The sequence below is a fragment of the Pseudoxanthomonas sp. SGT-18 genome, assembly GCF_003931645.1.
GTDB lineage: Bacteria > Pseudomonadota > Gammaproteobacteria > Xanthomonadales > Xanthomonadaceae > Pseudoxanthomonas.
This window is the reverse complement of record NZ_RRYJ01000004.1, coordinates 110,411-135,904: the sequence shown is the minus strand read 5'-3', so window position 1 is coordinate 135,904 and position 25,494 is coordinate 110,411. Positions and strand designations below refer to the sequence as shown.

20 protein-coding genes and 1 pseudogene are annotated in these 25,494 nt (G+C 72.1%); 13 read left to right on the top strand and 8 right to left on the bottom strand.

Features of this window, described 5'->3' with window-relative positions:
* Positions 1 to 23: 23 nt before the first annotated feature.
* Positions 24 to 2,267 (top strand): DNA topoisomerase IV subunit A, encoded by a 2,244-nt coding sequence (gene parC, locus EIM47_RS07505; RefSeq protein ID WP_125076567.1) that lies wholly within the window; start codon positions 24 to 26, stop codon positions 2,265 to 2,267.
* A 95-nt stretch (positions 2,268 to 2,362) separates the two neighbouring features.
* Positions 2,363 to 3,019: a thiopurine S-methyltransferase gene (locus EIM47_RS07500; protein ID WP_125076566.1), complete on the top strand. Its 657-nt coding sequence runs from the start codon at positions 2,363 to 2,365 to the stop codon at positions 3,017 to 3,019.
* A 39-nt stretch (positions 3,020 to 3,058) separates the two neighbouring features.
* Here EIM47_RS07500 and bfr read toward each other — a convergent pair whose 3' ends face one another.
* Positions 3,059 to 3,550 (bottom strand): bacterioferritin, encoded by a 492-nt coding sequence (gene bfr / locus EIM47_RS07495; protein ID WP_125076565.1) that lies wholly within the window; start codon positions 3,548 to 3,550, stop codon positions 3,059 to 3,061.
* 117 nt (positions 3,551 to 3,667) lie between these two features.
* Between bfr and EIM47_RS07490 the strand changes: the two are divergent.
* Both EIM47_RS07490 and EIM47_RS07485 read left to right on the top strand, forming a co-directional pair.
* Positions 3,668 to 6,029 (top strand): annotated as a pseudogene (locus EIM47_RS07490) (penicillin acylase family protein).
* Between the two features lie 22 nt (positions 6,030 to 6,051).
* Positions 6,052 to 6,810, top strand: coding sequence for an NAD-dependent deacylase (locus EIM47_RS07485; protein WP_125076564.1), 759 nt, complete (start codon positions 6,052 to 6,054; stop codon positions 6,808 to 6,810).
* A gap of 118 nt (positions 6,811 to 6,928) precedes the next feature.
* Here EIM47_RS07485 and asnB read toward each other — a convergent pair whose 3' ends face one another.
* The gene (gene asnB / locus EIM47_RS07480; RefSeq protein WP_019398600.1) at positions 6,929 to 8,623 is read right to left on the bottom strand and encodes an asparagine synthase B; all 1,695 of its coding nucleotides are present in this window, start codon (positions 8,621 to 8,623) and stop codon (positions 6,929 to 6,931) included.
* Here asnB and EIM47_RS07475 point away from each other — a divergent pair.
* Together EIM47_RS07475 and EIM47_RS07470 are read left to right on the top strand one after the other, a co-directional pair.
* Positions 8,604 to 8,888 (top strand): hypothetical protein, encoded by a 285-nt coding sequence (locus EIM47_RS07475; RefSeq protein WP_125076563.1) that lies wholly within the window; start codon positions 8,604 to 8,606, stop codon positions 8,886 to 8,888. The two genes, asnB and EIM47_RS07475, sit on opposite strands and share 20 nt — an antisense overlap.
* 82 nt (positions 8,889 to 8,970) lie before the next feature.
* Positions 8,971 to 10,644 (top strand): AarF/UbiB family protein, encoded by a 1,674-nt coding sequence (locus EIM47_RS07470; protein WP_028915364.1) that lies wholly within the window; start codon positions 8,971 to 8,973, stop codon positions 10,642 to 10,644.
* A gap of 3 nt (positions 10,645 to 10,647) precedes the next feature.
* Here the strand turns inward: EIM47_RS07470 and dapE are convergent, their stop codons facing one another.
* Genes dapE through map form a run of 6 tightly spaced genes read right to left on the bottom strand, consistent with a single transcriptional unit; the run spans position 10,648 to position 18,473 of the window.
* Complete coding sequence (dapE, locus tag EIM47_RS07465) at positions 10,648 to 11,793, bottom strand: succinyl-diaminopimelate desuccinylase (protein WP_125076562.1); 1,146 nt, start codon at positions 11,791 to 11,793, stop codon at positions 10,648 to 10,650.
* 46 nt (positions 11,794 to 11,839) lie between these two features.
* Positions 11,840 to 12,199, bottom strand: a complete 360-nt coding sequence (locus EIM47_RS07460) for an arsenate reductase (protein WP_019398603.1) — start codon at positions 12,197 to 12,199, stop codon at positions 11,840 to 11,842.
* Between the two features lie 24 nt (positions 12,200 to 12,223).
* Complete coding sequence (locus tag EIM47_RS07455; protein ID WP_125076561.1) at positions 12,224 to 14,131, bottom strand: CocE/NonD family hydrolase; 1,908 nt, start codon at positions 14,129 to 14,131, stop codon at positions 12,224 to 12,226.
* A gap of 36 nt (positions 14,132 to 14,167) precedes the next feature.
* Positions 14,168 to 15,076: a 2,3,4,5-tetrahydropyridine-2,6-dicarboxylate N-succinyltransferase gene (gene dapD / locus EIM47_RS07450; RefSeq protein WP_019398605.1), complete on the bottom strand. Its 909-nt coding sequence runs from the start codon at positions 15,074 to 15,076 to the stop codon at positions 14,168 to 14,170.
* Entirely contained in the window at positions 15,076 to 17,700 is a 2,625-nt protein-coding gene (glnD, locus tag EIM47_RS07445; RefSeq protein WP_125076560.1) for a [protein-PII] uridylyltransferase, read from the bottom strand. The genes dapD and glnD overlap by 1 nt, the downstream gene beginning before the upstream one ends.
* Positions 17,697 to 18,473, bottom strand: a complete 777-nt coding sequence (map, locus tag EIM47_RS07440) for a type I methionyl aminopeptidase (RefSeq protein WP_019398607.1) — start codon at positions 18,471 to 18,473, stop codon at positions 17,697 to 17,699. Before map ends, glnD begins: the two co-directional genes overlap by 4 nt.
* 358 nt (positions 18,474 to 18,831) lie before the next feature.
* Here map and rpsB point away from each other — a divergent pair, with 358 nt between their 5' ends.
* From rpsB to EIM47_RS07405, 7 genes are all read left to right on the top strand, one after another.
* Positions 18,832 to 19,647, top strand: a complete 816-nt coding sequence (gene rpsB, locus EIM47_RS07435; protein WP_125076559.1) for a 30S ribosomal protein S2 — start codon at positions 18,832 to 18,834, stop codon at positions 19,645 to 19,647.
* 161 nt (positions 19,648 to 19,808) lie between these two features.
* Positions 19,809 to 20,687: a translation elongation factor Ts gene (gene tsf, locus EIM47_RS07430; RefSeq protein WP_019397591.1), complete on the top strand. Its 879-nt coding sequence runs from the start codon at positions 19,809 to 19,811 to the stop codon at positions 20,685 to 20,687.
* 183 nt (positions 20,688 to 20,870) lie between these two features.
* Positions 20,871 to 22,361, top strand: coding sequence for a GGDEF domain-containing protein (locus EIM47_RS07425; protein ID WP_125076558.1), 1,491 nt, complete (start codon positions 20,871 to 20,873; stop codon positions 22,359 to 22,361).
* Positions 22,362 to 22,434: 73 nt separating this feature from the next.
* The gene (gene pyrH / locus EIM47_RS07420) at positions 22,435 to 23,157 is read left to right on the top strand and encodes a UMP kinase (RefSeq protein ID WP_026010286.1); all 723 of its coding nucleotides are present in this window, start codon (positions 22,435 to 22,437) and stop codon (positions 23,155 to 23,157) included.
* A 135-nt stretch (positions 23,158 to 23,292) separates the two neighbouring features.
* Positions 23,293 to 23,850, top strand: coding sequence for a ribosome recycling factor (gene frr / locus EIM47_RS07415; RefSeq protein WP_019397588.1), 558 nt, complete (start codon positions 23,293 to 23,295; stop codon positions 23,848 to 23,850).
* Positions 23,851 to 23,875: 25 nt separating this feature from the next.
* Positions 23,876 to 24,625, top strand: a complete 750-nt coding sequence (gene uppS, locus EIM47_RS07410) for a polyprenyl diphosphate synthase (RefSeq protein ID WP_026010285.1) — start codon at positions 23,876 to 23,878, stop codon at positions 24,623 to 24,625.
* Positions 24,622 to 25,485, top strand: a complete 864-nt coding sequence (locus EIM47_RS07405) for a phosphatidate cytidylyltransferase (RefSeq protein ID WP_125076556.1) — start codon at positions 24,622 to 24,624, stop codon at positions 25,483 to 25,485. Before uppS ends, EIM47_RS07405 begins: the two co-directional genes overlap by 4 nt.
* Positions 25,486 to 25,494 lie beyond the last annotated feature (9 nt).

Genomic DNA, 25,494 nt, shown 5'->3' with positions numbered 1-25,494 from the left:
CCTGTCCCGCAGCTGTGCCCGCAATGACCGAAACCATCCGCCCCGCCTTCCACGGCTTCGAACAGATCCCGCTGCGCGAGTACGCCGAGCGCGCCTACCTGGACTATTCGATGTACGTGGTCCTGGACCGCGCCCTGCCGTTCCTCGGCGACGGGCTCAAGCCGGTGCAGCGGCGCATCATCTATTCGATGAGCGAGCTGGGGCTCAACGCCGCGGCCAAGCCGAAGAAGTCGGCGCGCACCGTCGGCGACGTCATCGGCAAGTACCACCCGCACGGCGACTCGGCCTGCTACGAGGCCCTTGTGCTGATGGCCCAGCCGTTCTCGTACCGCTACCCGCTGATCGAGGGCCAGGGCAACTTCGGCTCGCCCGACGACCCCAAGTCGTTCGCGGCCATGCGCTACACCGAGGCCAAGCTGACCCCGATCGCCGAGGTGCTGCTGGGCGAGCTGGGCCAGGGCACGGTGGACTGGACGCCGAACTTCGACGGCACCCTGGAGGAGCCGAGCTGGCTGCCGGCGCGCCTGCCGCACCTGCTGCTCAACGGCACCACCGGCATCGCCGTGGGCATGGCCACCGACGTGCCGCCGCACAACCTCAACGAGATCGTCAGCGCCTGCGTGCGCCTGCTCGACGACCCGGACGCCAGCGTCGCCGACCTGTGCGAGCACGTGCGCGGCCCGGACTACCCGACCGAGGCGGAGATCATCACCCCGCCGGCCGAGCTGCGCGCCATGTACGAGAGCGGCAGCGGCAGCGTCCGCGCCCGCGCCACCTGGCAGAAGGAGAACGGCAACTTCGTCGTCACCGCCCTGCCCTACCAGGTCTCCCCGTCCAAGGTGATCGAACAGATCGCCGCGCAGATGCGCGCCAAGAAGCTGCCGTGGCTGGAGGACATCCGCGACGAGTCCGACCACGCCAACCCGGTGCGGGTGGTGCTGGTGCCGCGCTCCAACCGCGTCGATGCCGAGCAGCTGATGGGCCACCTGTTCGCGACCACCGACCTGGAGAAGAGCTACCGGGTCAACCTCAACGTGATCGGCCTGGACGGCAAGCCGGCGGTCAAGAACCTGCGCACCCTGCTGGACGAGTGGCTGACCTTCCGCACCGACACCGTGGTGCGCCGGCTCAAGCACCGCCAGGAGAAGGTCGAGCGCCGCCTGCACCTGCTGGAAGGCCTGCTGGTCGCCTTCCTCAACCTCGACGAGGTGATCCGCATCATCCGCACCGAGGACGAGCCCAGGCCGGTGCTGATGGCCCGCTTCGGGCTGACCGAGGAACAGGCCGACTACATCCTCGAGACCAGGCTGCGCCAGCTGGCCCGGCTGGAGGAGATGAAGATCCGCGGCGAGCAGGAGGAGCTGGCGAAGGAGCTGGAACGCATCCTCGCCACCCTGGACAGCAAGGCCAAGCTCAAGAAGCTGGTCAAGGACGAGCTGCTGGCCGACGCCAAGAAGTTCGGCGACGCCCGCCGCTCGCCGCTGGTGCAGCGCGAGGCCGCGCACGCCATCGACGAGACCGAGCTGGTGCCCAGCGAGCCGGTCACCGTGGTGTTGTCGCAGAAGGGCTGGGTGCGCGCGGCCAAGGGCCACGACGTCGATGCCGCCGGCCTGTCCTACCGCGAGGGCGACGCCCTGCTGGCGGCGGTGCGCGCGCGCAGCACCTGGCAGGTGGCCTTCATCGACTCCCAGGGCCGCAGCTACTCGACCCCGGCGCACACCCTGCCCTCGGCGCGCGGCAACGGCGAGCCGCTGACCGGCCGCTTCTCGCCCGCCAGCGGCGCCTCCTTCCTGGCCCTGGCCAGCGGCGAGGACGAGACCCGCTTCGTGCTGGCGTCCTCGCATGGCTACGGCTTCGTGACCCGCTTCGAGAACCTCACCGGCCGCAACAAGGCCGGCAAGGCGCTGATCAACCTGGCGCCCGGCGCGACCGTGCTGCAGCCGGCTTTGGTCGGCAACCTCGGGACCGACCGCATCGTCGCGGTGACCAGCGCCGGCCACCTGCTGGCGATCCCGGCCGCCGAACTGCCGGAGCTGGACAAGGGCAAGGGCAACAAGCTGATCGACATCCCGCGCGCCAAGCTCGGCACCGAGCGGGTGGTGGCGGTGGCCGCGGTCGGCCCGGCGCAGAAGCTGCAGGTCTACAGCGGCCAGCGCACCATGACCCTGTCGTTCAAGGACCTGGATGCGTATCTGGGTGCGCGGGCGACGCGGGGTGGATTGCTGCCGCGGGGGTGGCAGAAGGTGGATGGCCTTGACGTCGAGTAGCACGTCGTAGCCTGGCACCCGCAGCGTGCGGCGGCGCGGCAGGCGCCGTCGCAGGCATCCCGTGCAGTCCCGCGCCACCCCACAGGAGTCGCACGATGGAACCGGAATTCTGGCTGCAGCGCTGGCGCGAGGGCCGCACCGGCTTCCATCGCGACGCGGTGATGCCGCTGCTGGAAAAGCACTGGCCCAGGCTGGGAGCGGCCGACGGCGCGCCGGTATTCGTGCCGCTGGCCGGCAAGACCCTGGACATGCACTGGCTGGCCGCGCGCGGGCATGGGGTGCTGGGTTGCGAGCTGTCGCCGCTGGCGGTGGAGGCGTTCTTCGCCGAGGCCGGCCTGGCCCCGGAACAGGAACGGGACGCGGACGGGCTGCACCATCGCGCCGGCCGCATCGACCTGGTCGAGGGCGACGTGTTCGCGCTGGCCGACGCCACCCTGGCGCGGATGCAGGCGGTCTACGACCGCGCCGCGCTGATCGCCCTGCCGACCGCCCTGCGGCGCCGCTATGCCAGCCAGGTCTACGGCCGCCTGCCGCGCGGCTGCCGCGGCCTGCTGATTACCCTGGAATATCCGCAGGAGCAGATGCAGGGCCCGCCGTTTTCGGTGGCGGAAACCGAGGTCCGCGGGCTGTTCGCCGCGGACTGGGAGGTGGAGCTGCTGGAGCGGCGCGACATCCTCGCCCAGGAGCCGCGCTTCGTCGCCGATGGCGTCACCGCGCTGGCGACCGCGGTCTACCGCCTGCGGCGCCGCTAGCCCCGGCCCGCCAGCGGGGGCCGCGGCACCACGCCACGCTCAGCCGTGGGCCGGGGCGCCGTCGCCCTCGAGCTTGGACAGCTGGTAGTTCTCCAGCCCGATCATGCGGATCAGGCGCAGTTGCTGCTCCAGCCACCAGGCGTGGTCCTCCTCGGTGTCCTTGAGCTGGGCCAGCAGGATGTCGCGGCTGACGTAGTCCTGCCTTTCCTCGCACAGCTTCATCGCCGCGGCGAGGTTGGCACGCACCTCGTACTCCACCCGCAGGTCGGCCTGCAGCATCTCCACCACGGTGGTGCCGGGCTGGAACCCGTGCGGGCGCATGTCCGGCTCGCCTTCCAGGAACAGGATCCGGCGCAGGATCGCGTCCGCGTGCTCGGTCTCCTCCTGCATCTCGTGGTTGATGCGTTCGTACAGCGCCTTCAGGCCCAGGTCCTCGTACCTGCGCGAATGCAGGAAGTACTGGTCGCGCGCGGCCAGCTCGCCGCGCAGCAGTTCCTTGAGGCATTCGATGACTTCGGGGTCGCCTTTCATGGGGGTGCTCCGGTGGAACGCAGGGGCGCAGTGTGCCGCAAGCGCCGCGGCCATGTTTCAATCGGAATCAGTCGCAGTTGCACTGCCTTCGCACCCGCCGCCCACCGGGAGCCCCGCATGCGTCGATGGCTATTGCGCGCGGCCTGCGCGCTGCCGCTGGTCCTGCTGGCCCTGGCCGCGGCCGCCTGGCTGCTGCTGCGCGGCAGCCTGCCGCGCCTGGAGGGCAGCATGGCGCTGCCGGGCCTGGCGGCGCCGGCCACGGTGCAGCGCGATGCCCTCGGCATCGTCACCATCGACGCCGCCAGCGCCGGGGACGCCGCCCGCGCCCTGGGCTACGTGCACGCGCAGGAGCGCTTCTTCGAGATGGACCTGCTGCGCCGCGCCGCCGCCGGCGAACTGGCCGGACTGTTCGGCCCGCGGGCGCTGGACACCGACCGCAGGCGCCGCATCCACCGGCTGCGCGCCCGCGTGGAAGCGCGCCTGGATGCCTTCGCCGGCACGCGGATGCCGCAGCTGCAGGCCTACACCGAAGGCGTCAATGCCGGGCTGGAGGCACTGCCGGTGCGACCCTGGCCCTACCTGCTGCTGCGCCAGCCGCCCCGGCCGTGGCAACCAGCCGACACGGCCCTGGCCGGCTACGCCATGTACTTCGACCTGCAGGACGCGGAGAACCGCCGCGAGCTGGCGCTGTGGCGGCTGGGCCGGCGCCTGCCGGCACCGCTGCGCGAGCTGCTGCTGCACGACGGCAGCCAGTGGGACGCGCCGCTGCTGGGCCAGCCGCGTGGCGAGGCCGCGCTGCCGGACGCGGCGGCGGTCGACCTGCGCCGGCTGCCAGCTCCGCCCGCCGCCGGCCAGCCGCTGCACGAGCCTGCCAGCCCCGGCAGCAACAACTGGGCGGTGGGCGCCGCGTTGACCACCGACGGCCGCGCCATCGTCGCCGACGACATGCACCTGGGCCTGCGTGCCCCCAACCTCTGGTTCCGGGTGCGGCTGCGCTATCCGGACCCGGCCGCGCCCGGCGGCCGGGTCGACGTCAGCGGCTTCTCCCTGCCCGGCCTGCCGGCGGTGGTCGTGGGCAGCAATGGCCACGTGGCCTGGGGCTTCACCAACGCCTATGCCGACACGGCGGACTGGTTCCCGGTGCGCCCCTGTGGCGAAGGCCAGGCCCAGGACTGCGATCCGGTGGCGCGGCACGTGGAAACCATCCGCGTGGCCGGCGGCGACGACGTGCAGCTGGAGATCCGCGAGACCGCGGCCGGTCCGCTGGTCCACGCCGACATCGATGGCCAGGCCCTGGCCCTGCGCTGGGTGGCGCACCTGCCCGGCGCGCTCAACCTGGGCCTGGCCGGCTTCGCGTACGCGGCCGACCTCGACCAGGCCCTGGCGATCGCCGACCAGGCCGCGATCCCGGCGCAGAACCTGGTCATCGCCGACCGCCACGGCGCCATCGCCTGGCGCATCCTCGGCCCCTTGCCCGCCCGCGCACCCGGCTGCACCGGCCTGCGGCCCGACGGAAGCACCGCTACCTGCACGCCGTGGCCGCTCGCCAGCGCCAGCGTGCCGGTCCAGCGCGACCCGCCCGGGCAGCGCCTGTGGACCGCCAACGCCCGCACCCTCGACGGCGAGGCGCTGGCGCGCGTGGGTGATGGCGGCTATGCGCTGGGCATCCGCGCCTGGCAGATCCGCGAGCGCCTGCACGCGGCGGACCGTTTCGACGGCGCTGCTGGCCATGCAGCTGGACGACCGCGCCCTGCTGCTGGAGCCGTGGCACGACCTGCTGCTGGGCGAAGCCCGGCGCGCGCCCGCGGGCTCGGCGCTGCGCGCCCTGGCCGATGCCGGCGGAGACTGGAACGGCCATGCCGCGCCGGAGTCGGTGGCCTACCGCCTGGTCCGCGCCTGGCGCCTGGCAGTGCACGCGCGCATTGCCCGCGGCCTGGCCGCGCCCGCGCTGGCACGGCTGGGGCCGGAGTTCGAGCTGCCTGCGTTGCCGCAGCTGGAAGGCGTGGCCTGGCCGCTGCTGCGGCAGCGCCCGCCGCACCTGCTTCCGGCAGGCTTCGACAGCTGGGAAGCGCTGCTGGAGGATGCCGCCGCCGAGGTGCGCGACGCGCTGGCCGCGGCCGGGCCCCTGGCCGCACGCCGCTGGGGCGAGGAAAACACTGCTCGCATCTGCCATCCGCTGTCCGCGGCCGTGCCCGCGCTGCTGGCCCGGCGCCTGTGCATGCCGGCCGACGAACTGCGCGGCGACCGCATCGTGCCGCGCGTCGCCGCGCCCGCGTTCGGCGCCTCGCAGCGCATGGTGGTGGCGCCCGGCCGCGAGCAGGACGGCCTGGCGCACATGCCCGGCGGCCAGGGCGGGCATCCGCTGTCGCCATTCCGCGGCGCCGGCCACGACGACTGGGTCCACGGCCGGCCCACCCCGTTCCTCCCGGGGCCGGCAAGATACACGCTCACCCTGCGGCCGGTCGCCGCGCGGGAATGAAACCACCGCAAGCACACCACCCATGCCGGATTCCACCCTCGATCCTGCCCTGCGACAGGCGCTGTCGCGCCGCTTCGAACGCATCGTGGTGTTCAGCGGCGCCGGCATGTCCGCCGACAGCGGCATCCCCACCTTCCGCTCCGGCAGCAATGGCCTGTGGCACGAGTTCGATCCGCAGCAGCTGGCCACCCCGCAGGCCTGGCGCCGCGACAGCGCCCTGGTCTGGGGCTGGTACGAATGGCGGCGCGGGCTGGTGATGCAGGCCGCGCCCAATCCGGGCCACCTGGCCGTGGCGCGGATGCAGCAGGCCCTGGGCGCACAGGTGGTCACCCAGAACGTGGACGACCTGCACGAGCGCGCCGGCGTGGCCGACGTCCTGCACCTGCATGGCAGCCTGTTCGCGCCACGCTGCTTCGACTGCGCGGCTCCGCACCCGCTGCCTTCACCTCCGGGCGCGGCGCAGCGGCGGCTGGAGCCGCCGCGCTGCGCGCACTGCGGCGGTGAAGTGCGTCCGGGCGTGGTCTGGTTCGGGGAAATGCTCGACGACACCGTCTTGCGGCAGGCGCAGGAACGCATCGCCGGCTGCGACCTGTTGCTGGTGGTCGGCACCTCCGGCGTGGTCCAGCCGGCCGCCGGGCTGGTCGGGCTGGCGCCGCGTGATGCGGTGGTGGTCGAAGTCAATCCGCAGCCGGGCGCGCCGGGTGCGCGCCGTATCCACCGGCTGCCACTCAATGCGGCCGTGGGGCTGCCATTGCTGGCTGAGCTATTGCTGCGGCCCTGAAGCCCCCGCCGGGTTGGCGGGGCGCCAGGGTGGGTTGAGAGGCCGGGACTTCCACATGGCCGGCACACCGGCCCTCACCCCTCCTCTCTCCCGGGGAGAGAGGAGGGACAGCGGTACGTCACCCCGCCAGTGCCTCGTTGTGCACGCCGGCCACCGCGCGGCCGGAGGGGTCTGCCATCTTCGCGAAGCTCGCGTCCCAGGCGATCGCCGCCGGCGAGGAGCAGGCGATCGACTTGCCGCCGGGCACCGTCTCCGCCGCGGCCTGCCCGGGGAAGTAGCGCTCGAAGATCGTGCGGTAGAAATACGCCTCCTTGGTCTGCGGCGGGTTGACCGGGAAGCGCTTGTCGGCCGCGGCCAGTTCGCGGTCGGAGACCTGCGCCTCGGCGTGCGCCTTGAGCCCGTCGATCCAGCCGTAGCCAACGCCGTCGCTGAACTGCTCCTTCTGCCGCCACAGGATCTCCGGCGGCAGGTAGCCGTCGAAGGCGGCACGCAGGATGCCCTTCTCCATCCGCTGCGGGCCGGCATCGCCCTTGCGCACCATCTTGTGCGCGGCGTCCATGCGCATGGCCACGTCGAGGAACTCGCGGTCCAGGAACGGCACCCGCGGCTCCACGCCCCAGGCCATCATCGACTTGTTCGCGCGCAGGCAGTCGTAGTAGTTGAGCGCATCGAGCTTGCGCACCAGCTCCTCGTGGAACTCGCGCGCGTTGGGCGCCTTGTGGAAGTACAGGTAGCCGCCGAACACCTCGTCGCTGCCCTCGCCGGACAGCACCATCTTCACGCCCATGGCCTTGATCCGCCGCGCCAGCAGGAACATCGGCGTGGACGCACGGATGGTGGTGACGTCGTAGGTCTCGATGTGGCGGATCACTTCCGGCAGCGCGTCCAGGCCTTCCTCGAAGGTGTACTCGAAGCCGTGATGCACGGTGCCCAGGGCGTCGGCGGCGACCTTGGCCGCGGCCAGGTCCGGCGAACCCTTCAGGCCGATGGCGAAGGAATGCAGGCGCGGCCACCAGGCCTCGCTGCGGCCGCCATCCTCGACCCGGTGGCGCGCGTAACGCGCGGCCACCGCCGCCACCAGCGAGGAATCCAGCCCCCCGGACAGCAGCACGCCGTAGGGCACGTCGGTCATCAGCTGGCGGTGCACCGCCGCCTCGAACGCCTCGCGCAGCTCCTGCAGCGGCACCGACACGCCCTCCACCGCGGCGTAGTCGCGCCACGGCCGCTGGTAGTACTTCGTGAGCTCGCCGGTGGCGGTGTCGTACCAGTGCCCCGGCGGGAACTGGGCCACGTCCGCGCATTCGTCCACCAGCGCCTTCATCTCCGAGGCCACGCGCAGGCGGCCCTCGCGGTCGTGGCCCCAGTACAGCGGCACCACGCCGATCGGGTCGCGCGCGATGATGGCGCGCCCCCTGGCCTTGTCCCACAGGGCGAAGGCGAAGATGCCATTGAGCCGGTTGAGGAACGAAGCCGGCGCGTCCTCGCGGTACAGCGCGTTGATCACCTCGCAGTCGGAGGCGGTCCGGAACGCGTACGGCTGGCGCAGTTCGTCCTTTAGCAGGGCGTGGTTGTAGATCTCGCCGTTCACCGCCAGCGCCAGTTCGCCATCCTCCGACAGCAGCGGCTGCGAGCCGCCGGCCGGGTCGACGATGGCCAGGCGCTCGTGCACCAGGATCGCCCCTTCGTCCACGTACACGCCGCTCCAGTCGGGGCCGCGGTGGCGCTGGCGCTGCGACAGGTCCAGCGACTGCCGGCGCAGCTGCTGCAGGTCATCGCCCGGTTGCAGGCCGAAGATGCCGAAGATCGAACACATGGGAAGGGACTCCTGGATGTTGGCGCGTGGTGGTGGTCGCACTCCGGTGGCGGGCACAAAAAAACCCGCATCGGCCGATGCGGGTTTTCTCGTTCCCCGGGCAGTTCCTGCTTATGCCCGGTGGCGCCCCCGCATCGGCCGCGCACGGTTATTCGCCGCAATATTGTTGCGGTTGGCATTGGCCGGATTGGCGCGGCTGATCGAAGGCATGGGCCGCACGTTAACCCCGCGCCGGGCCCGCCGCAACCGTTGCCTTGGCAACTGACGCCTCGCTCACGCGGCGGCCCCAATACTCCGCCCACGGCGCATCCGGCGCCGGCCGCCGCACCGCCCGGGGAGACACCGCCTTGCCTGAAACCAGTCGCCGCCTGACCCGCACCACCCAGGTCGTTACCCGCCTGGCGCGCCATCGCCGCATCCTGACCGGGATGGACTGGAGCCAGGCGCCGCCGGTGGAACCGACCGTGGCCCACGTATCGGAGGTCGCCGAGGCCAAGGCCTTCGCCGCCGACCTGGAGGCGCTGGGCCCGGCCTTCATCAAGCTGGGGCAATCCCTGTCCACCCGCCCGGACCTGGTGCCCGCGGCCTACATCGACGCACTGGACCGGATCCAGGACGAGGTCGCGCCGGTGCCGACCGCGGTGATCGAGAAGACCATCGAGGAGGAGCTGGGCGCCAAGGTCGGCCGCATCTTCGCCAGCTTCGACCCGGTGCCGCTGGCCGCCGCCTCGCTGGCCCAGGTGCACCGCGCGACCCTGCGCGACGGCCGCGAAGTGGCGGTGAAGGTGCAGCGCCCGGGCATGGAAGCCGCCATCCGCCTGGACCTGGAAGTGCTGGCCGGACTGGCCGGCACCGCCGATGCGCTGACCCAGGCCGGGCGCCGCCTGCGCTTCGCCGACTGGATCGCCGAGTTCCGCAAGATCCTGCTGCTGGAGCTGGACTACCGGCGCGAGGCCGAGAACCTGGAGCGCTTCCGCGAGCGCCTTTCCGAATACCCGCACCTGTTCGTGCCGGCGCCGGTCTGGGGCCTGAGCACCTGCAAGGTGCTGACCATGGAACTTGTGCACGGCGAGAAGGTCACCTCGGTCACCGGCCTGCAGCGCACCGAGCTGGACCTGCGCACGCCGGCTTCGGAACTGATGCGCGCCTACCTGGACCAGGTGTTCGTCAACGGCGACATCCATGCCGACCCGCACCCGGGCAACGTGCTGCTGTGCCGCGACGGACGCCTGGCGCTGATCGACCTGGGCATGGTCGCGCAGGTGGCGCCGCGCATGCGCGAGCGCCTGCTCAAGCTGCTGTTCGCCGCGGTCGACGCGCGCGGCGAGGACGTGGCGCGCGAGCTGGTGGCGATCGGCACGCGCCTGGAGCAATTCGACGATGCCGCCTTCAGCCGCGACACCGGGCAGCTGGTGGCGCGCTACGCCACCGGCGGCCGCCGCACCTCGGAGGGCCGGCTGCTGCTGGACCTGGTGGCCTGCGCGGCCGAACGCGGCCTGCGGGTGCCGCCGGAGATCAGCCTGCTCGGCAAGACCCTGCTCAACCTCGAGCGGGTGGCCGACGCGCTGGACCCGGAAATGGACGTGCGCGAGCTGGTGGAGGAACACCTGCAGTCGATCATGCGCAAGCAGCTGAGGCGCTCGTTCTCCAGCGCCAACATGGCCAGCGAGGCGCTTGAGGTGCAGGCGCTGCTGCGCGACGCGCCGCGCAAGATCTCCGACACCCTGTCGCTGCTGGCCGAGAACAAGATGCAGGTCCGCCTGGACGGCCTGGACCACTCCAGGATCATGGAGAACCTGCAGAAGATCGCCAACCGCATCGCCGCCGCGGTGGTGACCGCGGCGCTGCTGCTGTCCTCGGCGATGCTGATGAGGATCGAGACCAAGACGACCCTGTTCGGCTACCCGGTGCTGGCGGTGCTGCTGTTCCTGGTCGGCGCCGGGCTGGGCATCGCCATTGCGCTCAGCGCGCTGATCTTCGACCGCCGCGCCAAACCGGCCGAACGCAGCGGCCCGACCTGAGGCTCAGCGCGCGCCGGGCTGCAGCAACAGCCGCTCGAGCAGGCGCTGGTACAGGCCAGGCAGCGCCTCCAGCTCGGCCACCGACACGTGCTCGTCGACCTGGTGGATGGACGCGTTCACCGGCCCGACCTCGATGCACTGCGCGCCCAGCGGCGCGATGAAGCGCGCGTCGGAGGTGCCCCCGCCGGTGCTTTCCTCCGGCGGCGCGCCCGCCACTTCCGCCAGCACCTCGCGCGCGGCGCGGCGCAGCGGGCCTTCGGGCGTGTAGAACGGCTCGCCGCTGCGGTGCCAGCGCAGCTCGTAACCGAGCCCATGGCGGTCCAGCAGTGCGGCGATCTCCGCCTCCAGCCGCGGCGCGTCCCAGTGCGGGTTGTAGCGCAGGTTGAACAGCACCTGCAGCTCGCCGGGGATCACGTTGTTGGCGCCGGTGCCGGCGTGGATGTTGCTGACCTGCAGGCTGGTCGGCGGGAAGCTCTCGTAGCCTTCGTCCCAGACCCGCGCCACCAGTTCGGCCAGCGCCGGCGCGGCCTGGTGGATCGGGTTGCGCGCCTTGTGCGGATAGGCGACGTGTCCCTGCACGCCCTTCACCGTGAGCGTGGCCGACAGGCTGCCGCGGCGCCCCACCCGCAGCAGGTCGCCCAGCCTGGCGGTCGAGGACGGCTCGCCGGTGATGCACCAGTCGATCCGTTGCCCGCGCTGGCGGAAGGTCTCGGCCACGCGGCGCACGCCGTCGATGGCATCGCCCTCCTCGTCCGAGGTCAGCAGCAGCGCCAGCGTGCCGGGATGGCCGGGATGCGCGGCGACGAAGCGCTCGGCCGCGACCACGAACGCGGCCACGCTGCCCTTCATGTCGGCCGCGCCGCGGCCGTACAGCACGCCGTCGCGCACCTGCGGCTGGAATGGATCGCTGGCCCAGGCCTCGCGCGGGCCGGGCGGGACCACGTCGGTATGTCCCAGCAGCACCAGCACCGGGCCCTCGCCGCTGCCATGCGTGGCCCACAGGTTGTCAACCTGGCCGTAGCGCAGCGATTCGCAGGCGAAGCCGGCGCGCCGCAGGCGCGCGGCCAGCAACGCCTGGCAGCCGGCGTCGTCCGGCGTCACCGAGGGACGCGCGATCAGTTCGCAGGCCAGGTCCAGGACTTCGCTCATGCTCTCGATCCGTATCCGGGTTGCGGCCGGCCGCCGCGGTATGGCCTCAGCCGACGCCGAACAGCTTCTTGAAGCCGTTGTCGGAGAAGCCCTGGCTGAAGCTGCCGTCCTCCCGGACCACCACCGGGCGGCGCACCAGCTGCGGATGCTCGCGCAGCAACAGCTTCCACTCCGCCTCGCTGCCCGGCGACTTGCGGTTCTCCGGCAGCTGGCGCCAGGTGGTGGAGGACTTGTTGACCAGGGCATCGAAGCCGCCGGCCTTGCCCGCCCACTCCACCAGGGTCTCCGGCGAGGGCTTGTTGTCGCGGTAGTCGACGAAGGTGTACGGCACGCCGAAGCGGTCCAGCCACTTGGTCGCCTTCTTGCAGGTATCGCAGTTCTTCAGGCCGTAGATCGTGTTGCTCATGCAGTCTCCGGGGCGCGGCCGCGCTCAGCGCGCGACCACGGGCAGTTCGATGTAGCTGGCGGCGTCGGCCGAGTGGTGCACGGCGTTCTCCGCCACCACCGGCTCGGACTCGGTCTCGTTCGCGCCGCCGGTGTTGAGGTTGCGGGCGAACTTGGGGAAGTTGGAACTGGTCACTTCCACGCGGATGCGGTGGCCCTTGCCGAACTGGATCGAGGTGGCGATCGGGGTCGGCCGCAGCTCGTAGACCTGGCCCGGCTGCATCAGCCGCGGCGACTCGTAGCCGTCGCGGTAGCGCGCGCGCAGCATGGTGTCGCCGACGATCCACGCGGTGCCGTCCGGGGCCACGTCCACCAGCTTCACCGCAAAGTCGGTGTCCGGCGCGCTGGAGGAGACCTTGAGCACCGCGTCGACGAAGCCGGTCACTTCCAGCGGCTGCTCCAGCGGCTCGCTGGTGTAGACCAGAACATCGTGGCGGGCCTCCACCTGGCGCTGGTCGAAGGCGCCGGGCGTCACCAGGCCGCCGTTGCAGCAGTCGCCGCCGCCGATGGTCTGCACCGGGTTGGCCGGGTCGTAGACGAAGCGGTCGGCCGGCGCGCCGGCGGGCGGCGGTCCGGGCGACAGCCGGCCGTCGCCGTGCAGCGAGTTGGCGCGGCCGTCCGAATGCAGGTACAGGCGCAGCGGCCTGGCCGCCTTCGGCGGCCAATGCTCGTCGGCCTGCCACTTGTCCAGGCCGATGGTGAAGTAGCGCACCTTCGGCGTGCTGGACGGGAAGGCCTTCTTCTCGCCCTTCAGCCAGCGGTCGAAGAACGCCCAGATCTGCTCGCTGACCGGGAAGCTGGCGTCGCCGACCTTGCGCGCGCCGACCGTGTAGTCGGGGCCCAGCTGCCAGAACTGGCAGTGCGGGTTGGGGCCGACCACCACGTACTGGTTGGCGCTGGCCTCGGCGTCGGTGCCGGCGTTGCGTGCGTGGTTGAACAGCTCCAGGTTCGGGCCGATGGACACGTCGTACCAGCTGTTGAACCACAGCGCCGGCACGCCCCAGCCCATGGAGTCGTGGTACAGGCCACCCTGTTCCCAGGCCGGGTCGGCCGGGCCGTTGCGGCGGATCAGCGCCTCGCAGGTCGCCGGCGGCTCGCCCAGCGAGGACAGCAGTTCGCTGTACGGCAGGTGCCAGATGTGCCTGGCCCAGTCGACCTTGGGCTTGGTCGCGTGCAGGTCGTTGTACTGGGCCACGCGCGCACGCAGCGGGCCGTCGAGGTCCTGCGGCAGCTGCGCGCGCAGCGGGTTGTCCACCCCGTACATCCACACCGCAAACAGGATGCGCGGCACGCCGCCGGTGTAGAAGTTGCCCTGCTCGCGGAAGCGTCCGACCTTGCCGATGCCGGCGCCGGCGGCCATCGGCACCATCGCCGCGTGCGCCGGGTGGTCCAGCGCCGCCAGCGCCAGCTGCCATTCGGCCGAGGACGAGCAGCCCAGGGTGCCGACCTTGCCGTTGGACCAGGGCTGGGCCGCGATCCAGTCCAGGGTGTCCCAGCCGTCGGTCTGCGGATGGCCGAGGATCTCGTAGTCGCCCTGGCTGAAGTAGCGGCCGCGCTCGTTCTGCACCACGAAGGCGTAGCCGCGGCGCACGGCCTCGATCGCCAGCTGCGCCGAGCGCCCGCGCGGGTTGTGCTCGTTGTACGGGGTCTTCCACAGCACCGTCGGCAGCTTGCCGGTGGCGCCCTTCGGCCGCCAGACGTTGGTGGACAGGCCGACGCCGTCGCGCATCGGCACCAGCACCGCGGTCTCGGCCTCGGCGATCTCCGCCAGCTCGGCGCGCAGGCCGTCCTCGCTGTAGCGGGACAGCTCCCCGGCGCATGCCAGCGGCACCACCGCCGCCAGCACCGCCGCCAGCCAGCCAACCCGCTTCCCCTTCCTGCGTTCCGCCTTCATGGGCATTCACCCCCCGGGAGTGGACGATCTGGATCCTCAGCCGCGCAGCAGCTCGTTGATGCTGGTCTTGGCGCGGGTCCTGGCGTCGACCTGCTTGACGACCACCGCACAGTACAGCGAATGGCTTCCGTCGGCAGCCGGCAGCGAGCCGGACACCACCACGCTGTACGGCGGCACGTAGCCATAGCTGATCTCGCCGGTGGCGCGGTTGTAGATGCGGGTCGACTGGCCGAGGAACACGCCCATGCCGATCACGCTGTGGTGGCCGACGACCACGCCCTCCACCACCTCCGAGCGCGCGCCGATGAAGCAGTGGTCCTCGATGATGGTCGGGCTGGCCTGCAGCGGCTCGAGCACGCCGCCGATGCCGGCGCCGCCGGAGATGTGGCAGTGCTTGCCGACCTGCGCGCAGGAACCGACCGTGGCCCAGGTGTCGACCATGGTGCCCTCGCCCACGTGCGCGCCGATGTTGACGAAGCTGGGCATCAGCACCACGTCCTTGCCGAAGTAGGTGCCGCGGCGGGCGACGGTGCCCGGCACCACGCGCACGCCAAGCTTGCGGAACTCGGCCTCGCCCCAGCCCTGGAAGCGCAGCGGCACCTTGTCCCAGTACGGGCCGGGCGCGCCTTCCATCACCACCATGTCGTTGACCCGGAAGTACAGCAGCACGGCCTTCTTGAGCCATTCGTTCACCTGCCAGCCGCCGTTGCCGTCCGGCTCGGCCACGCGGAACTCGCCGCTCTCCAGGCCGCCGATCACGCGCTCGACCAGCGGCCGGGTGGAGCCGTCGATCTCGTCCAGGGTCAGGCTGGCGCGGCGTTCGAACGCGTCCTCGATCGAGAAGCGCAGCTCGGCCAGGCCGGGCTTCTCGGCGGCGGCGACGGCGCGCTTGCGCGGCGCGGCGGGCTTGCGGGTGGCGGGGGTCTTCTTCGGCGTCGTTGCCATCAGCGTGCGGCTCCTGTGCTGTCGGGATCCAGCCGCGTGCGGAGCTCGGCGCGCAGGGCCTCCTGCGCGGCGCCGTCCAGCGGCCGGTCATGCTCGTCGGTGATCTGGAAAAGGTCCTCGGCGCGCTCGCCGAAGGTGGCGATGCGCGCGTCGTGCACGCGCAGCCGGCAGGCGCGCAGCGCCAGCGCCACCTCCGCCAGCAGGCCCGGGCGGTCCGGGCAAACCAGCGACAGCAGGCTGCGGCGGCCGTCGGCGGTGGTGTTGAACTCCACCGTCGGCGGGAAACGGAAATGGCGCAACTGCCGCGGCGCGGCGCGCCGGGTGGCGCGCACCTGGTCCAGCTCGCCGGACAGGGCCTGGGCCAGGGCCGCCTCCAGCTGCACCGGGTCGCCGCTGGCGAAGCTGTCGGCCGGCAGCACCTCGAAGGTGTCGAACACGGTGCCGTTGGGGCCCATCAGCACGCGCGCCTGGTGGATGCCGTAGCCGTGCCGGTCCAGGGTGGCCACGATCGCGGCGAACAGGCCGTCGCGGTCGGGCGAATGCACGAACACCTCCAGCGCGGTGCCGGCGATGCGCCGCACCGCGACCCGGGTGTCGCCCATGCGCACGTCCACCAGCAGCATGGTCTGCCAGGCCAGCTGCTCGGGTCGGAAGCGCAGGAAGGCCTCGTCCGGCATCTGCGCGAACTGGCGGTCGATGGTGGCGTCGTCGAAGCCGGCCGCGCGCACCAGGGCACGGGTCTCCTCGCGCGCCTCGGCCACCCGCGCCTCCACGTCCAGCGGCGCCTCCAGGCCCTCGCGCAGCATGCGCCGGGTGGCCAGGTAGAGGTCGGCCAGCAGGCGGTCCTTCCATGCGTTCCAGACCTTGGGGCTGGTGCCGGCGATGTCGGCGCAGGTCAGCAGGTACAGGTAGTCCAGGCGCTCGCGCTCGCCCATCAGGATGGCGAAGCGGCGCACCACCTCCGGGTCGGCGATGTCCTGCTTCTGCGCGGTCACCGACATGCGCAGGTGCTGCTCCACCAGCCAGGCCACGAGCCCGGTGTCGGACTCGCTGAGCCCGTGCGCGGCGCAGAACTCGCGCGCGTCCACCGCGCCCAGCTCGGAATGGTCGCCGCCGCGGCCCTTGGCGATGTCGTGGAACAGGCCGGCCAGCAGCAGCAGCTCGGGTTTGCGCAGGCGCGGCCAGACCTCGTGGGCGATGGAGAAGCGCTCGTCCGGCTGGCCGCTGGCGAAACCCGCCATGTTCCGCAGCACCATCAGGGTGTGCTGGTCCACGGTGTAGGCGTGGAACAGGTCGAACTGCATGCGCCCGGAGACCCGGGCGAAGGCCGGCAGGTACTGGCCGAGCACGCCCAGCCGCGCCAGCCGGGTCAGGGTCTCGACCGGGCGCGGCCCGCGCAGCAGGGCCATGAAGCGGGCGCGCGCCGCCGGGCCGGCCTCGGTATAGGGCGGCAGCCGCGGCAGCGCCTCGGCCAGCGCGCGCGCGGTGCGCGAGTGCAGGCCGCGGATCTCCGGATGCGCGGCCCAGGTCGAGAACAGCCCCAGCACCTCGCGCAGGTCGCCCTCCGGCCAGTACGGCGCGGCGGCCGCGAGGTAGCCGCGCTTGAGCCCGAAGTCCGGGTTCAGCGGCACCGCCTCGGCCTCGCCGTCGAAGGTCTCCTCGAAGCGCTGCAGCAGCCGGTCGCTGATCCGGCGCACGATCGCGGCGCTGCGGTAGAAGCCCTGCATCATCTTTTCGACCGCCAGGCTGTGGGCGTCGTCCTCAAGCCCCAGGCGCCGCGCCAGCAACTTCTGGTAGTCGAAGCCCAGCCGCTCCTCGGGGCGCCCGGCCACCAGGTGCAGGCCGAAGCGCAGGCGGCCCAGGGCGCGGCGCTCGCGCGCCAGCGCCGCGGCCTCGTCCTGGCCCAGGTGGCCCAGCTCCACCACCGCGTGCAGGTCGCTGACGCCGAACGCGCGCAGCGCCATCCAGCCGAGGGTGTGCAGGTCGCGCAGGCCGCCGGGGCCGTCCTTGATGTTGGGCTCGAGGTTGTCGGAGGTGTCGCCGAAGCGCTGGTGGCGCGCCTGCAGCTCCTCGCGCTTGGCCAGGAAGAACTCGCGCGGCGGCCATACCCGCTGCGGGGAGATGGCGTCGGCCAGGGCCGCCTGCGCGGCGGCGTCGGCCACCAGCGGGCGCGCCTCCAGCAGCGCGGTCATCACCGTCTGGTCGGCGGCCGCGGCGGTGCACTCGGCGGGCGAGCGCACGGCGTGGCCGACCGGCAGGCCGGCGTCCCACGCCAGGGCGAAGAAGCGGGAAAGCGCGGCCTCGTGCGCCTGCTGCGCGCCGGCCTCGGCCAGCACCAGCAGGTCGATGTCCGAGCGCGGGAACAGTTCGCCGCGGCCGTAGCCGCCCACCGCGAACAGGGCCAGCCCGGGAGCCTCGCCCAGGCAACGCGCCCAGGCCTGGCGCAGGACCAGGTCCACCGCGCGCGCGCGCAGCGCCAGCAGGCGGTCGATGTCGGCCTCGGGGCCGTAGCGGCGGGCCAGCCGCGCGTCGGCGGCGGCCAGCTGGGCGCGGGCGGTGGCGGCCCAGTCGGCGTCGCTGGTCGCGGCGACGCCAGCCACGTCCACCGGGCCGGGACCGCTCACGCCGGCGGCTGCTGGCCCGGCGCCAGCGTCAGCACGTCCACCCCGTCCTCGGTGACGGCGACCATGTGCTCCCACTGCGCGGAGAGCTTGCGGTCCTTGGTGACCACGGTCCAGCCGTCGGGCAGCACGCGGGTGTAGCGGGTGCCCTCGTTGATCATCGGCTCGATGGTGAAGGTCATGCCCGGCTTGAGCACCAGGCCCTCGCCCGGGCGGCCGTAGTGCAGCACCTGCGGCTCGTCGTGGTAGACCTTGCCGATACCGTGGCCGCAGTACTCGCGCACCACCGAGAAGCGCTCGGATTCGGCGTAGCTCTGGATGGCGTGGCCGACGTCGCCCAGGGTGGCACCCGGCTTCACCGCGCGGATGCCGCGCCACATCGCCTCGAACGTGGTCTCGACCAGGCGCCGGGCCATCACCGACGGGGTGCCGGCGTAGTACATGCGGCTGGTGTCGCCGTGCCAGCCGTCCTTGATCACGGTGACGTCGATGTTGACGATGTCGCCGTCCTTGAGGACCTTGGTGGCGCTCGGGATGCCGTGGCAGATGACGTTGTTGACGGAGATGCAGGTGGCCTTGGGGTAGCCCCGGTAGCCGACGTTGGCCGGGATCGCGCCCTGCACGTTGACGATGTAGTCGTGGCAGATGCGGTCCAGTTCCTCGGTGCTCACCCCCGGCTTCACGTGCGGGGTGATCATTTCCAGCACCTCGGCGGCCAGGCGGCCGGCGACGCGCATCTTCTCGATTTCTTCGGGGGTCTTGAGGTGCAGGGTCATGGCGGGGATTATCGCCTATTCGCGCCCCTCCGGCGGCCCTTCCGCGCCCGCACGCGGCCTGCCACGCCCCCGCACCCCGGGTCGTTTGCCCCGCCCCCGCCCCGGCAGGTATACTTCCGCGTCTCTGTTTGCCCCCGCCAGGGGGACGCCCACGCCGGGCGCAGGGTACCGGGCTCCGTCCCGGCCGGCGAATACACACCTGACGCCAATGCCCGTGCCGGGGTGCCTGCCAGACAGGTTCGGCCACGGAAGCGCCAGGGAGGCCCAACCCCGGAACCCATGCCCGCGGCGCCACGCCCGGGCGCCCGCACATTGCCCAGACAGGCCGCGGGGCGGTTCCACTGCCAGGAGTTCTGCAATGCCCCAGATCACCATGCGCCAGATGCTGGAAGCCGGCGTCCACTTCGGCCACCAGACCCGTTACTGGAACCCGAAGATGGCCCCGTACATCTTCGGTGCGCGCGGCAAGATCCACATCATCAACCTCGAGAAGACCGTCCCGCTGTTCCAGGACGCGATGAACTTCATCTCGGGCATCGCGCAGAAGCGCGGCACCATCCTGTTCATCGGCACCAAGCGCAGCGCGCGCGACGCCATGAAGGAAGAGGCCGAGCGCTGCGGCATGCCGTACATGACCCAGCGCTGGCTGGGCGGCACCCTGACCAACTTCCGCACCGTCAAGCAGTCGGTCGCCCGCCTGAAGGAGCTGGAGGCCGCCGAGACCGACGGCACCTTCGAAAAGCTGGTCAAGCACGAGGTCCTGGGCCTGCGCCGCGAGCGCGAGAAGCTGGAAGCCTCGCTGGGCGGCATCAAGGACATGAACCGCCTGCCCGACGCCCTGTTCGTGATCGACATCGGCCACGAGGACATCGCCATCAAGGAAGCCAAGAAGCTGGGCATCCCGGTGGTGGCCGTGGTCGACACCAACTACGACCCCAACCTGGTCGACTACGCGATCCCGGGCAACGACGACGCCATCCGCGCCGTGCAGCTGTACGCCCGCGCCGCCGCCGACGCGGTGCTGGAGGGCAAGGCCGCCGCCCCGCACGCCGCCACCGTGACCGAGAGCGACTTCATCGAGGCCGACGAGGCCAAGGGCGCCCGCCGCGCCCCGGCCAAGAAGGGCCCGCGCAAGGGCAAGGCCGAGGAAGGCGAGGCCGCCGCGGCCGAGTAAGCCGCACCCGGCGGCCACCCCGCGCGGCCGCCATCCCCCCGCGGGCCCGCCCCAGGCAGGCCCGCTTGCGGGCGGGCCGCCCCGCGCAGGCATGCGCGACGGCCCTCCGCCCGCTCCGCCCCGGCGCGGAGCCACCTTCATCCCGTTAGAGAGGAATTCCCGTGGAAATCACTGCTTCCCTGGTCAAGGAACTGCGCGAGCGCACCGGCGCCGGCATGATGGAGTGCAAGAAGGCCCTGACCGAGAACAACGGCAACATCGACGCCGCCGCCGAGTGGCTGCGCAAGGCCGGCCTGGCCAAGGCCGACAAGAAGGCCGGCCGCGTGGCCGCCGACGGCCGCATCGCGGTCGCCCAGGACGGCGGCAAGGCCGTGCTGGTGGAGATCAACTCCGAGACCGACTTCGTGGCCAAGGACACCAACTTCCTGGCCTTCGCCGAGGCCGTCGCCCAGGCCGCGCTGGCCTCCGGCGCCGCCGACGTCGAGGCCCTGAAGGCCGCCAAGCTGGCCTCCGGCGAGACCGTCGAGGAAGCCCGCGCCGCGGTCATCGCCAAGGTCGGCGAGAACGTGCAGGTCCGCCGCCTGGCCCTCATCGACAGCGCCAACAACGTCGCCGCCTACGTCCACGGCGGCCGCATCGGCGTGCTGGTCGAGGTCAAGGGCGGCGACGCCGAGCTGGCCCGTGGCATCGCCATGCACGTGGCGGCCATGAACCCGCCGCACATCAAGGCCTCCGACGTCCCGGCCGAGTTCATCGCCAAGGAGAAGGAGATCGAGCTGGCCAAGATGTCCGAGAAGGACAAGGCCAAGCCGGCCGAGATCCTGGAGAAGATCATCTCCGGCAAGATCAACAAGATCGTCAACGAGGTGACCCTGTACGGCCAGCCGTACGTGCTGGACACCAACCAGAGCGTCGAGCAGGTGCTGAAGGCCGCCGGCGCCGAGGTGGTCCGCTTCGAGCGCCTGGCCGTGGGCGAAGGCATCGAGAAGAAGGAAGACGACTTCGCCGCCGAGGTCATGAAGCAGGCCGGCCTGGCCTGATCAGCCTCCTGGCGCAGTCCCCGAGGAAAAGCCGCGGCCCCGCCGCGGCTTTTCCGCATTAAAGGCCCCGGCGAGCCAGCCGATACCGGTAGCGGAGGCAGCCATGCGCCAGCGCATGGACCGCCACGTTGGGACCGTGGACCCACGCCACGGCGGCAGGTTTCCCCCTGACAGCCACAGACGATGCACCCGGACCTCGAAGCCAGCCTCGTGCACTGCCGCAACCTGCCGTCGCCGCCGGCGATCGCCCTGCAGATCATCGAACTGGCCCAGGACCCCGACGCGGACCTGGCCACCGCCGCGCGGGTGATCGCCATGGACCCCGCGCTCAGCGCGCGCCTGCTGCGGGTGGCCAATTCCCCGCTGTACGCAGGGCGCCGCCGGGTCGAGACCCTGGCCCAGGCGACCACCATGCTGGGCCTCAACGCCACCCTGAGCCTGGCCCTGGGCTTCTCCCTGGCCCGCGGCCTGCGCGCCACCGACGGCGCCGCCGCCGAGCAGGAACGGCTGTGGAAGCGCAGCGTGCTGTCGGCCCTGGCCGCACGCCTGCTGGGCGAGCACGCCGGGCTGGAACGGCTGGAGGACCTGATGCTGGCCGGCCTGCTGCAGGACATCGGCGCCCTGGCCCTGCTGCAGGCCCGCCCCGATGCCTGGCTGGCCCTGCAGGACGGCGGCCGCGTCCCGGCACCGCTGGAGCGCGAGCGCGAGGTCTTCGGCGACGACCATGCCGCGGCCGGCGCCTGGCTGGCCCGGCAGTGGCAGCTGCCCGACCACCTGTGCGACGCGATCGCCGCCAGCGAGGGCTGCCCGGCCCCGGCCAACGCCTTCCAGGCGTGCGTGTTCGCCTCCGGCGCGGTGGCCACCCTGTGGCTGGCCGACGACGACCCCGACGGTGCCCTGCGCACCGCGGCCGAGGCCCGGATCGAGGCCGGCGGCATCGGCGGCCCCGGCACCCTGGACAGCCTGCTGGCGCAGATGGCCTCGGCGGCGCAGGGCTTCGGCGCCCTGTTCGACATGCGCATCGTGCAGCCGGCGCACCTGCAGGCGATCATCGAGCAGGCGCGCGAGCTGCTGGTGCTGCGCAACCTGCGCGAGATCCAGGAGGCCGCCCGCGCCCGCCGCGAGGCCGACGCCTCGCGCGAGCACATCCGCCACCTGACCGAACAGGCCCGGCGCGACCCGCTGACCGGGGTCTACAACCGCATGCAGCTGGAGGAGGCGCTGGAGCGCGAGTTCGCCGCCGCCAGCGCCGCCGGCCAGCCGCTGTCGATCGCCTTCGTCGACCTGGACGGCTTCAAGCAGATCAACGACCGCCACGGCCACCTGGTCGGCGACCAGGTCCTGCGCCAGTTCGCCCAGACCCTGCAGCGCCTGCTGCGCAGCACCGACCTGGTCGCGCGCTACGGCGGCGAGGAGTTCCTGGTGGTGCTGGCCCATTCCAACGAGGCCGCCGCGGCACGGGTGCTGCGGCGGATCCTCGAGGAGACCGCGCGCACCCCGATGGCGGTGGTCGATGGCCACCCGCTGTACGTGACCTTCTCCGCCGGCGTCGCCAGCCGCGACGGCCACGACAGCCCGTTCGCCGACGCCCGCGCCATGCTCCAGGCCGCCGACCAGGCCCTGTACCTGGCCAAGCGCCGCGGCCGCAACCAGGTGGGCCAGCACGGGCAGTGAGGATGTGCGGGCGCAGGCGCCGGGGTTTCCGCTAGAATCCCCGCGTTTGTCCACCCCACTCCCGAGGCCCCCCATGTCCGATCTCGTCCACCGTCGCGTGCTGCTGAAACTTTCGGGAGAGGCGCTGATGGGGTCGGAGGACTACGGCATCGACCCGGTGGTGATCCGGCGCATCGCCGGCGAGGTGATGGAGGCCCGCGAGGCCGGTGCCGAGATCGCCCTGGTGATCGGCGGCGGCAACATCTTCCGTGGCGCCGGCCTGGCCGCCGGCGGCATGGACCGGGTGACCGGCGACCAGATGGGCATGCTGGCCACGGTGATCAACGCCCTGGCCATGCAGGACGCGCTGGAGAAGCTCGGCGGCAAGGTCCGGGTGATGAGCGCGATCAAGATCAACGACGTGTGCGAGGACTACATCCGCCGCCGCGCCGTGCGCCACCTGGAGAAGGGCCGCATCGCGATCTTCGCCGCCGGCACCGGCAACCCGTTCTTCACCACCGACTCGGCCGCCGCCCTGCGCGCGATCGAGATCAACGCCGACCTGCTGCTGAAGGCCACCAAGGTCGACGGCGTGTACGACAAGGACCCGAAGAAGCACCCCGACGCGGTGCGCTTCGAGGAACTGGACCACAACGAGGTCATCGCCCGCGACCTGCAGGTGATGGACACCGCCGCCTTCGCCCTGTGCCGCGACCACGGCATCCCGCTGCGGGTCTACGACCTGTCGGTGCCGGGCAACCTGATGGGCATCCTGCGCGGCGAGCCGATCGGCACCCTGGTCCGCGCCCGCCGCTGACCGCGGCCGCCGCACCCCGACCCCGCGAAGGGCCGCGCACGCGCGGCCCTTTTTCGTGCCTTGCCGCCGCGCCCGGGGCCAGGGATGGCATTACCCGTATAATCGGCCGATTCGGCTCCACCAGGAAACACGGCGATGATCAACGAAATCAAGCAAGACGCGCAGGCACGCATGGCCAAGAGCATCGAGGCCCTGCGCCACAACCTCGTCAAGGTCCGCACCGGGCGCGCCTCCACCGGCCTGGTCGACTCGATCAGGGTCAGCGCGTACGGCAGCGAGGTCCCGCTGTCGCAGGTGGCCGCCGTCTCCGTGTCCGACGCCCGCTCCCTGGTCATCCAGCCCTGGGACAAGGGCATGGTCGGCCCGATCGAGAAGGCCATCCTCGGCTCGGACCTGGGCCTGACCCCCAACACCGCCGGCACCACCATCCGCCTGAACCTGCCGCCGCTGACCGAGGAGCGCCGCCGTGAGCTGGCCAAGGTCGTGGCCGGCGAGGGCGAGGACGCCAAGGTCGCCATCCGCAACATCCGCCGCGACGCCAACCAGAAGGTCAAGGACCTGCTGAAGGAAAAGCAGATCAGCGAGGACGACGTGCGCCGCGCCGAGGACGAGATCCAGAAGATCACCGACAAGGCGATCAAGGACGTCGACGAGGTGGTCAAGGCCAAGGAACAGGAACTGATGGCGGTCTGAGCGGTCTGCCATCCGCATGACCCTCATGTCCGCCCCAGAACGCACCCCGGTCCCCCGCCACCTTGCCGTCATCATGGACGGCAACGGCCGCTGGGCGCAGCGCCGCCGCCGCCCGCGCGTGGTCGGCCACCGCGCCGGCGCGCGCGCGGCCGAGCGCACCATCGACTTCTGCCTGGACCGGGGCATCGGGGCGCTGACCCTGTTCGCCTTCTCCAGCGAAAACTGGGGCCGGCCCGAGGAGGAAGTCAACGCCCTGATGAAGCTGTTCCTGGGCGCGCTGGAACGCGAGGTCGGGGCGCTGGACAAGCGCGGCGTGCGCCTGCGCTTCATCGGCGACCGCGAGCGCTTTTCCCCGGCGATCCGCGAGCGCATGGCCGCCGCCGAGGCGCAGACCGCCGGCAACGGCCGCCTCGAGCTGGCCGTTGCCGCCAGCTACGGCGGGCGCCAGGACATCGCCTTCGCCGCCCGCGCCCTGGCGCGCGAGGTGGCCGCCGGGCGCCTGGACCCGGAGCGGATCGACGAGGCGGCCATGGCCGCCCACGTCGCCCTGGCCGACCTGCCCCCGCCGGACCTGTTCATCCGCACCGGTGGCGACCACCGGATCAGCAACTTCCTGCTCTGGCAGCTGGCCTACACCGAGCTGTGGTTCACCGACACGCTCTGGCCCGACGTGGACGCCAGCGTGCTGCAGCGTGCCCTGGACGACTTCGGCCGGCGCGAGCGCCGGTTCGGCCTGACCAGCGCGCAGATCGCCGCAGCGGAGACCTCCGCATGACCCGCACCCGCGTGATTGCTGCCCTGGTGATGGCCCCAACGGCCATCGCCGCCATCCTGCTGCTGCCCACCCCGTGGCTGGCCGCCGTGGCCGCCCTGGTCATGCTGACCGGCCTGTGGGAATGGCTGAAGCTGGCCGGGGTCGACGACAGCCTGCCGCGCACCGTGCTGGTGGGCCTGAACCTGCTGCTGATGGTCCTGCTGGTCTGGGCCTCGCGCAGCGAGGCCGGCTTCTCGCCGGTGCTGTTCCAGCTGGCGACCCTGGCCGGCGCCGCCGGCTGGGTGCTGTCCCTGCTGTGGCTGTGGCGCCCGGGCTTCGGCGCCGCCGACCGCCCCGCCAACCGCGCGCTCAAGCTGGCCGCCGGCACCCTGGCCGTGGTCCCGGCGTGGTGCGCCCTGTGCCTGGTGCACTCGGACAGCTTCGCCACCCTCGGCGGTCCGGGCGAGCCGATGGCCCACCGCTGGCTGCTGGCCGCGCTGGCCCTGGTCTGGGCGGCCGACACCGGTGCCTACTTCGCCGGCCGCCACCTGGGCCGGCGCAAGCTGGCGCCGACCATCAGCCCCAACAAGACGGTCGAGGGCGCGCTGGGCGGCATTGCCGGCGCGGTGCTGGTGGCCCTGGCCTTCGGCGCCCTGGCCGGCGCCGGCGTGGCGCAGTGGCCGGGCCTGGCGCTGGTCGCGCTGGTCGCGGCCCTGGCCTCGATCGTCGGCGACCTGGTCGAGAGCCTGCTCAAGCGCCAGGCCGGGGTGAAGGATTCCGGCGACCTGATCCCGGGCCACGGCGGCGTACTGGACCGCATCGACGGCGTCCTCGCCGCCCTGCCGGTCTTCGCCATCGGCAAGGAAATCGCCGGGTTCTGAGCGAGGCCT

What these genes read in the sequence shown, in the direction of transcription:
- pyrH (WP_026010286.1), top strand. Translation starts at nt 22,435, where the DNA reads ATGTCCGATCTCGTCCACCGTCGCGTGCTGCTGAAACTTTCGGGAGAG.
- bfr (WP_125076565.1), bottom strand. Translation starts at nt 3,550, where the DNA reads ATGAAAGGCGACCCCGAAGTCATCGAATGCCTCAAGGAACTGCTGCGC.
- dapE (WP_125076562.1), bottom strand. Translation starts at nt 11,793, where the DNA reads ATGAGCGAAGTCCTGGACCTGGCCTGCGAACTGATCGCGCGTCCCTCG.
- EIM47_RS07500 (WP_125076566.1), top strand. Translation starts at nt 2,363, where the DNA reads ATGGAACCGGAATTCTGGCTGCAGCGCTGGCGCGAGGGCCGCACCGGC.
- dapD (WP_019398605.1), bottom strand. Translation starts at nt 15,076, where the DNA reads ATGGCAACGACGCCGAAGAAGACCCCCGCCACCCGCAAGCCCGCCGCG.
- EIM47_RS07485 (WP_125076564.1), top strand. Translation starts at nt 6,052, where the DNA reads ATGCCGGATTCCACCCTCGATCCTGCCCTGCGACAGGCGCTGTCGCGC.
- EIM47_RS07475 (WP_125076563.1), top strand. Translation starts at nt 8,604, where the DNA reads ATGCCGAAGATCGAACACATGGGAAGGGACTCCTGGATGTTGGCGCGT.
- EIM47_RS07455 (WP_125076561.1), bottom strand. Translation starts at nt 14,131, where the DNA reads ATGAAGGCGGAACGCAGGAAGGGGAAGCGGGTTGGCTGGCTGGCGGCG.
- asnB (WP_019398600.1), bottom strand. Translation starts at nt 8,623, where the DNA reads ATGTGTTCGATCTTCGGCATCTTCGGCCTGCAACCGGGCGATGACCTG.
- EIM47_RS07460 (WP_019398603.1), bottom strand. Translation starts at nt 12,199, where the DNA reads ATGAGCAACACGATCTACGGCCTGAAGAACTGCGATACCTGCAAGAAG.
- map (WP_019398607.1), bottom strand. Translation starts at nt 18,473, where the DNA reads ATGACCCTGCACCTCAAGACCCCCGAAGAAATCGAGAAGATGCGCGTC.
- parC (WP_125076567.1), top strand. Translation starts at nt 24, where the DNA reads ATGACCGAAACCATCCGCCCCGCCTTCCACGGCTTCGAACAGATCCCG.
- EIM47_RS07425 (WP_125076558.1), top strand. Translation starts at nt 20,871, where the DNA reads ATGCACCCGGACCTCGAAGCCAGCCTCGTGCACTGCCGCAACCTGCCG.
- EIM47_RS07405 (WP_125076556.1), top strand. Translation starts at nt 24,622, where the DNA reads ATGACCCGCACCCGCGTGATTGCTGCCCTGGTGATGGCCCCAACGGCC.
- frr (WP_019397588.1), top strand. Translation starts at nt 23,293, where the DNA reads ATGATCAACGAAATCAAGCAAGACGCGCAGGCACGCATGGCCAAGAGC.
- rpsB (WP_125076559.1), top strand. Translation starts at nt 18,832, where the DNA reads ATGCCCCAGATCACCATGCGCCAGATGCTGGAAGCCGGCGTCCACTTC.
- uppS (WP_026010285.1), top strand. Translation starts at nt 23,876, where the DNA reads ATGTCCGCCCCAGAACGCACCCCGGTCCCCCGCCACCTTGCCGTCATC.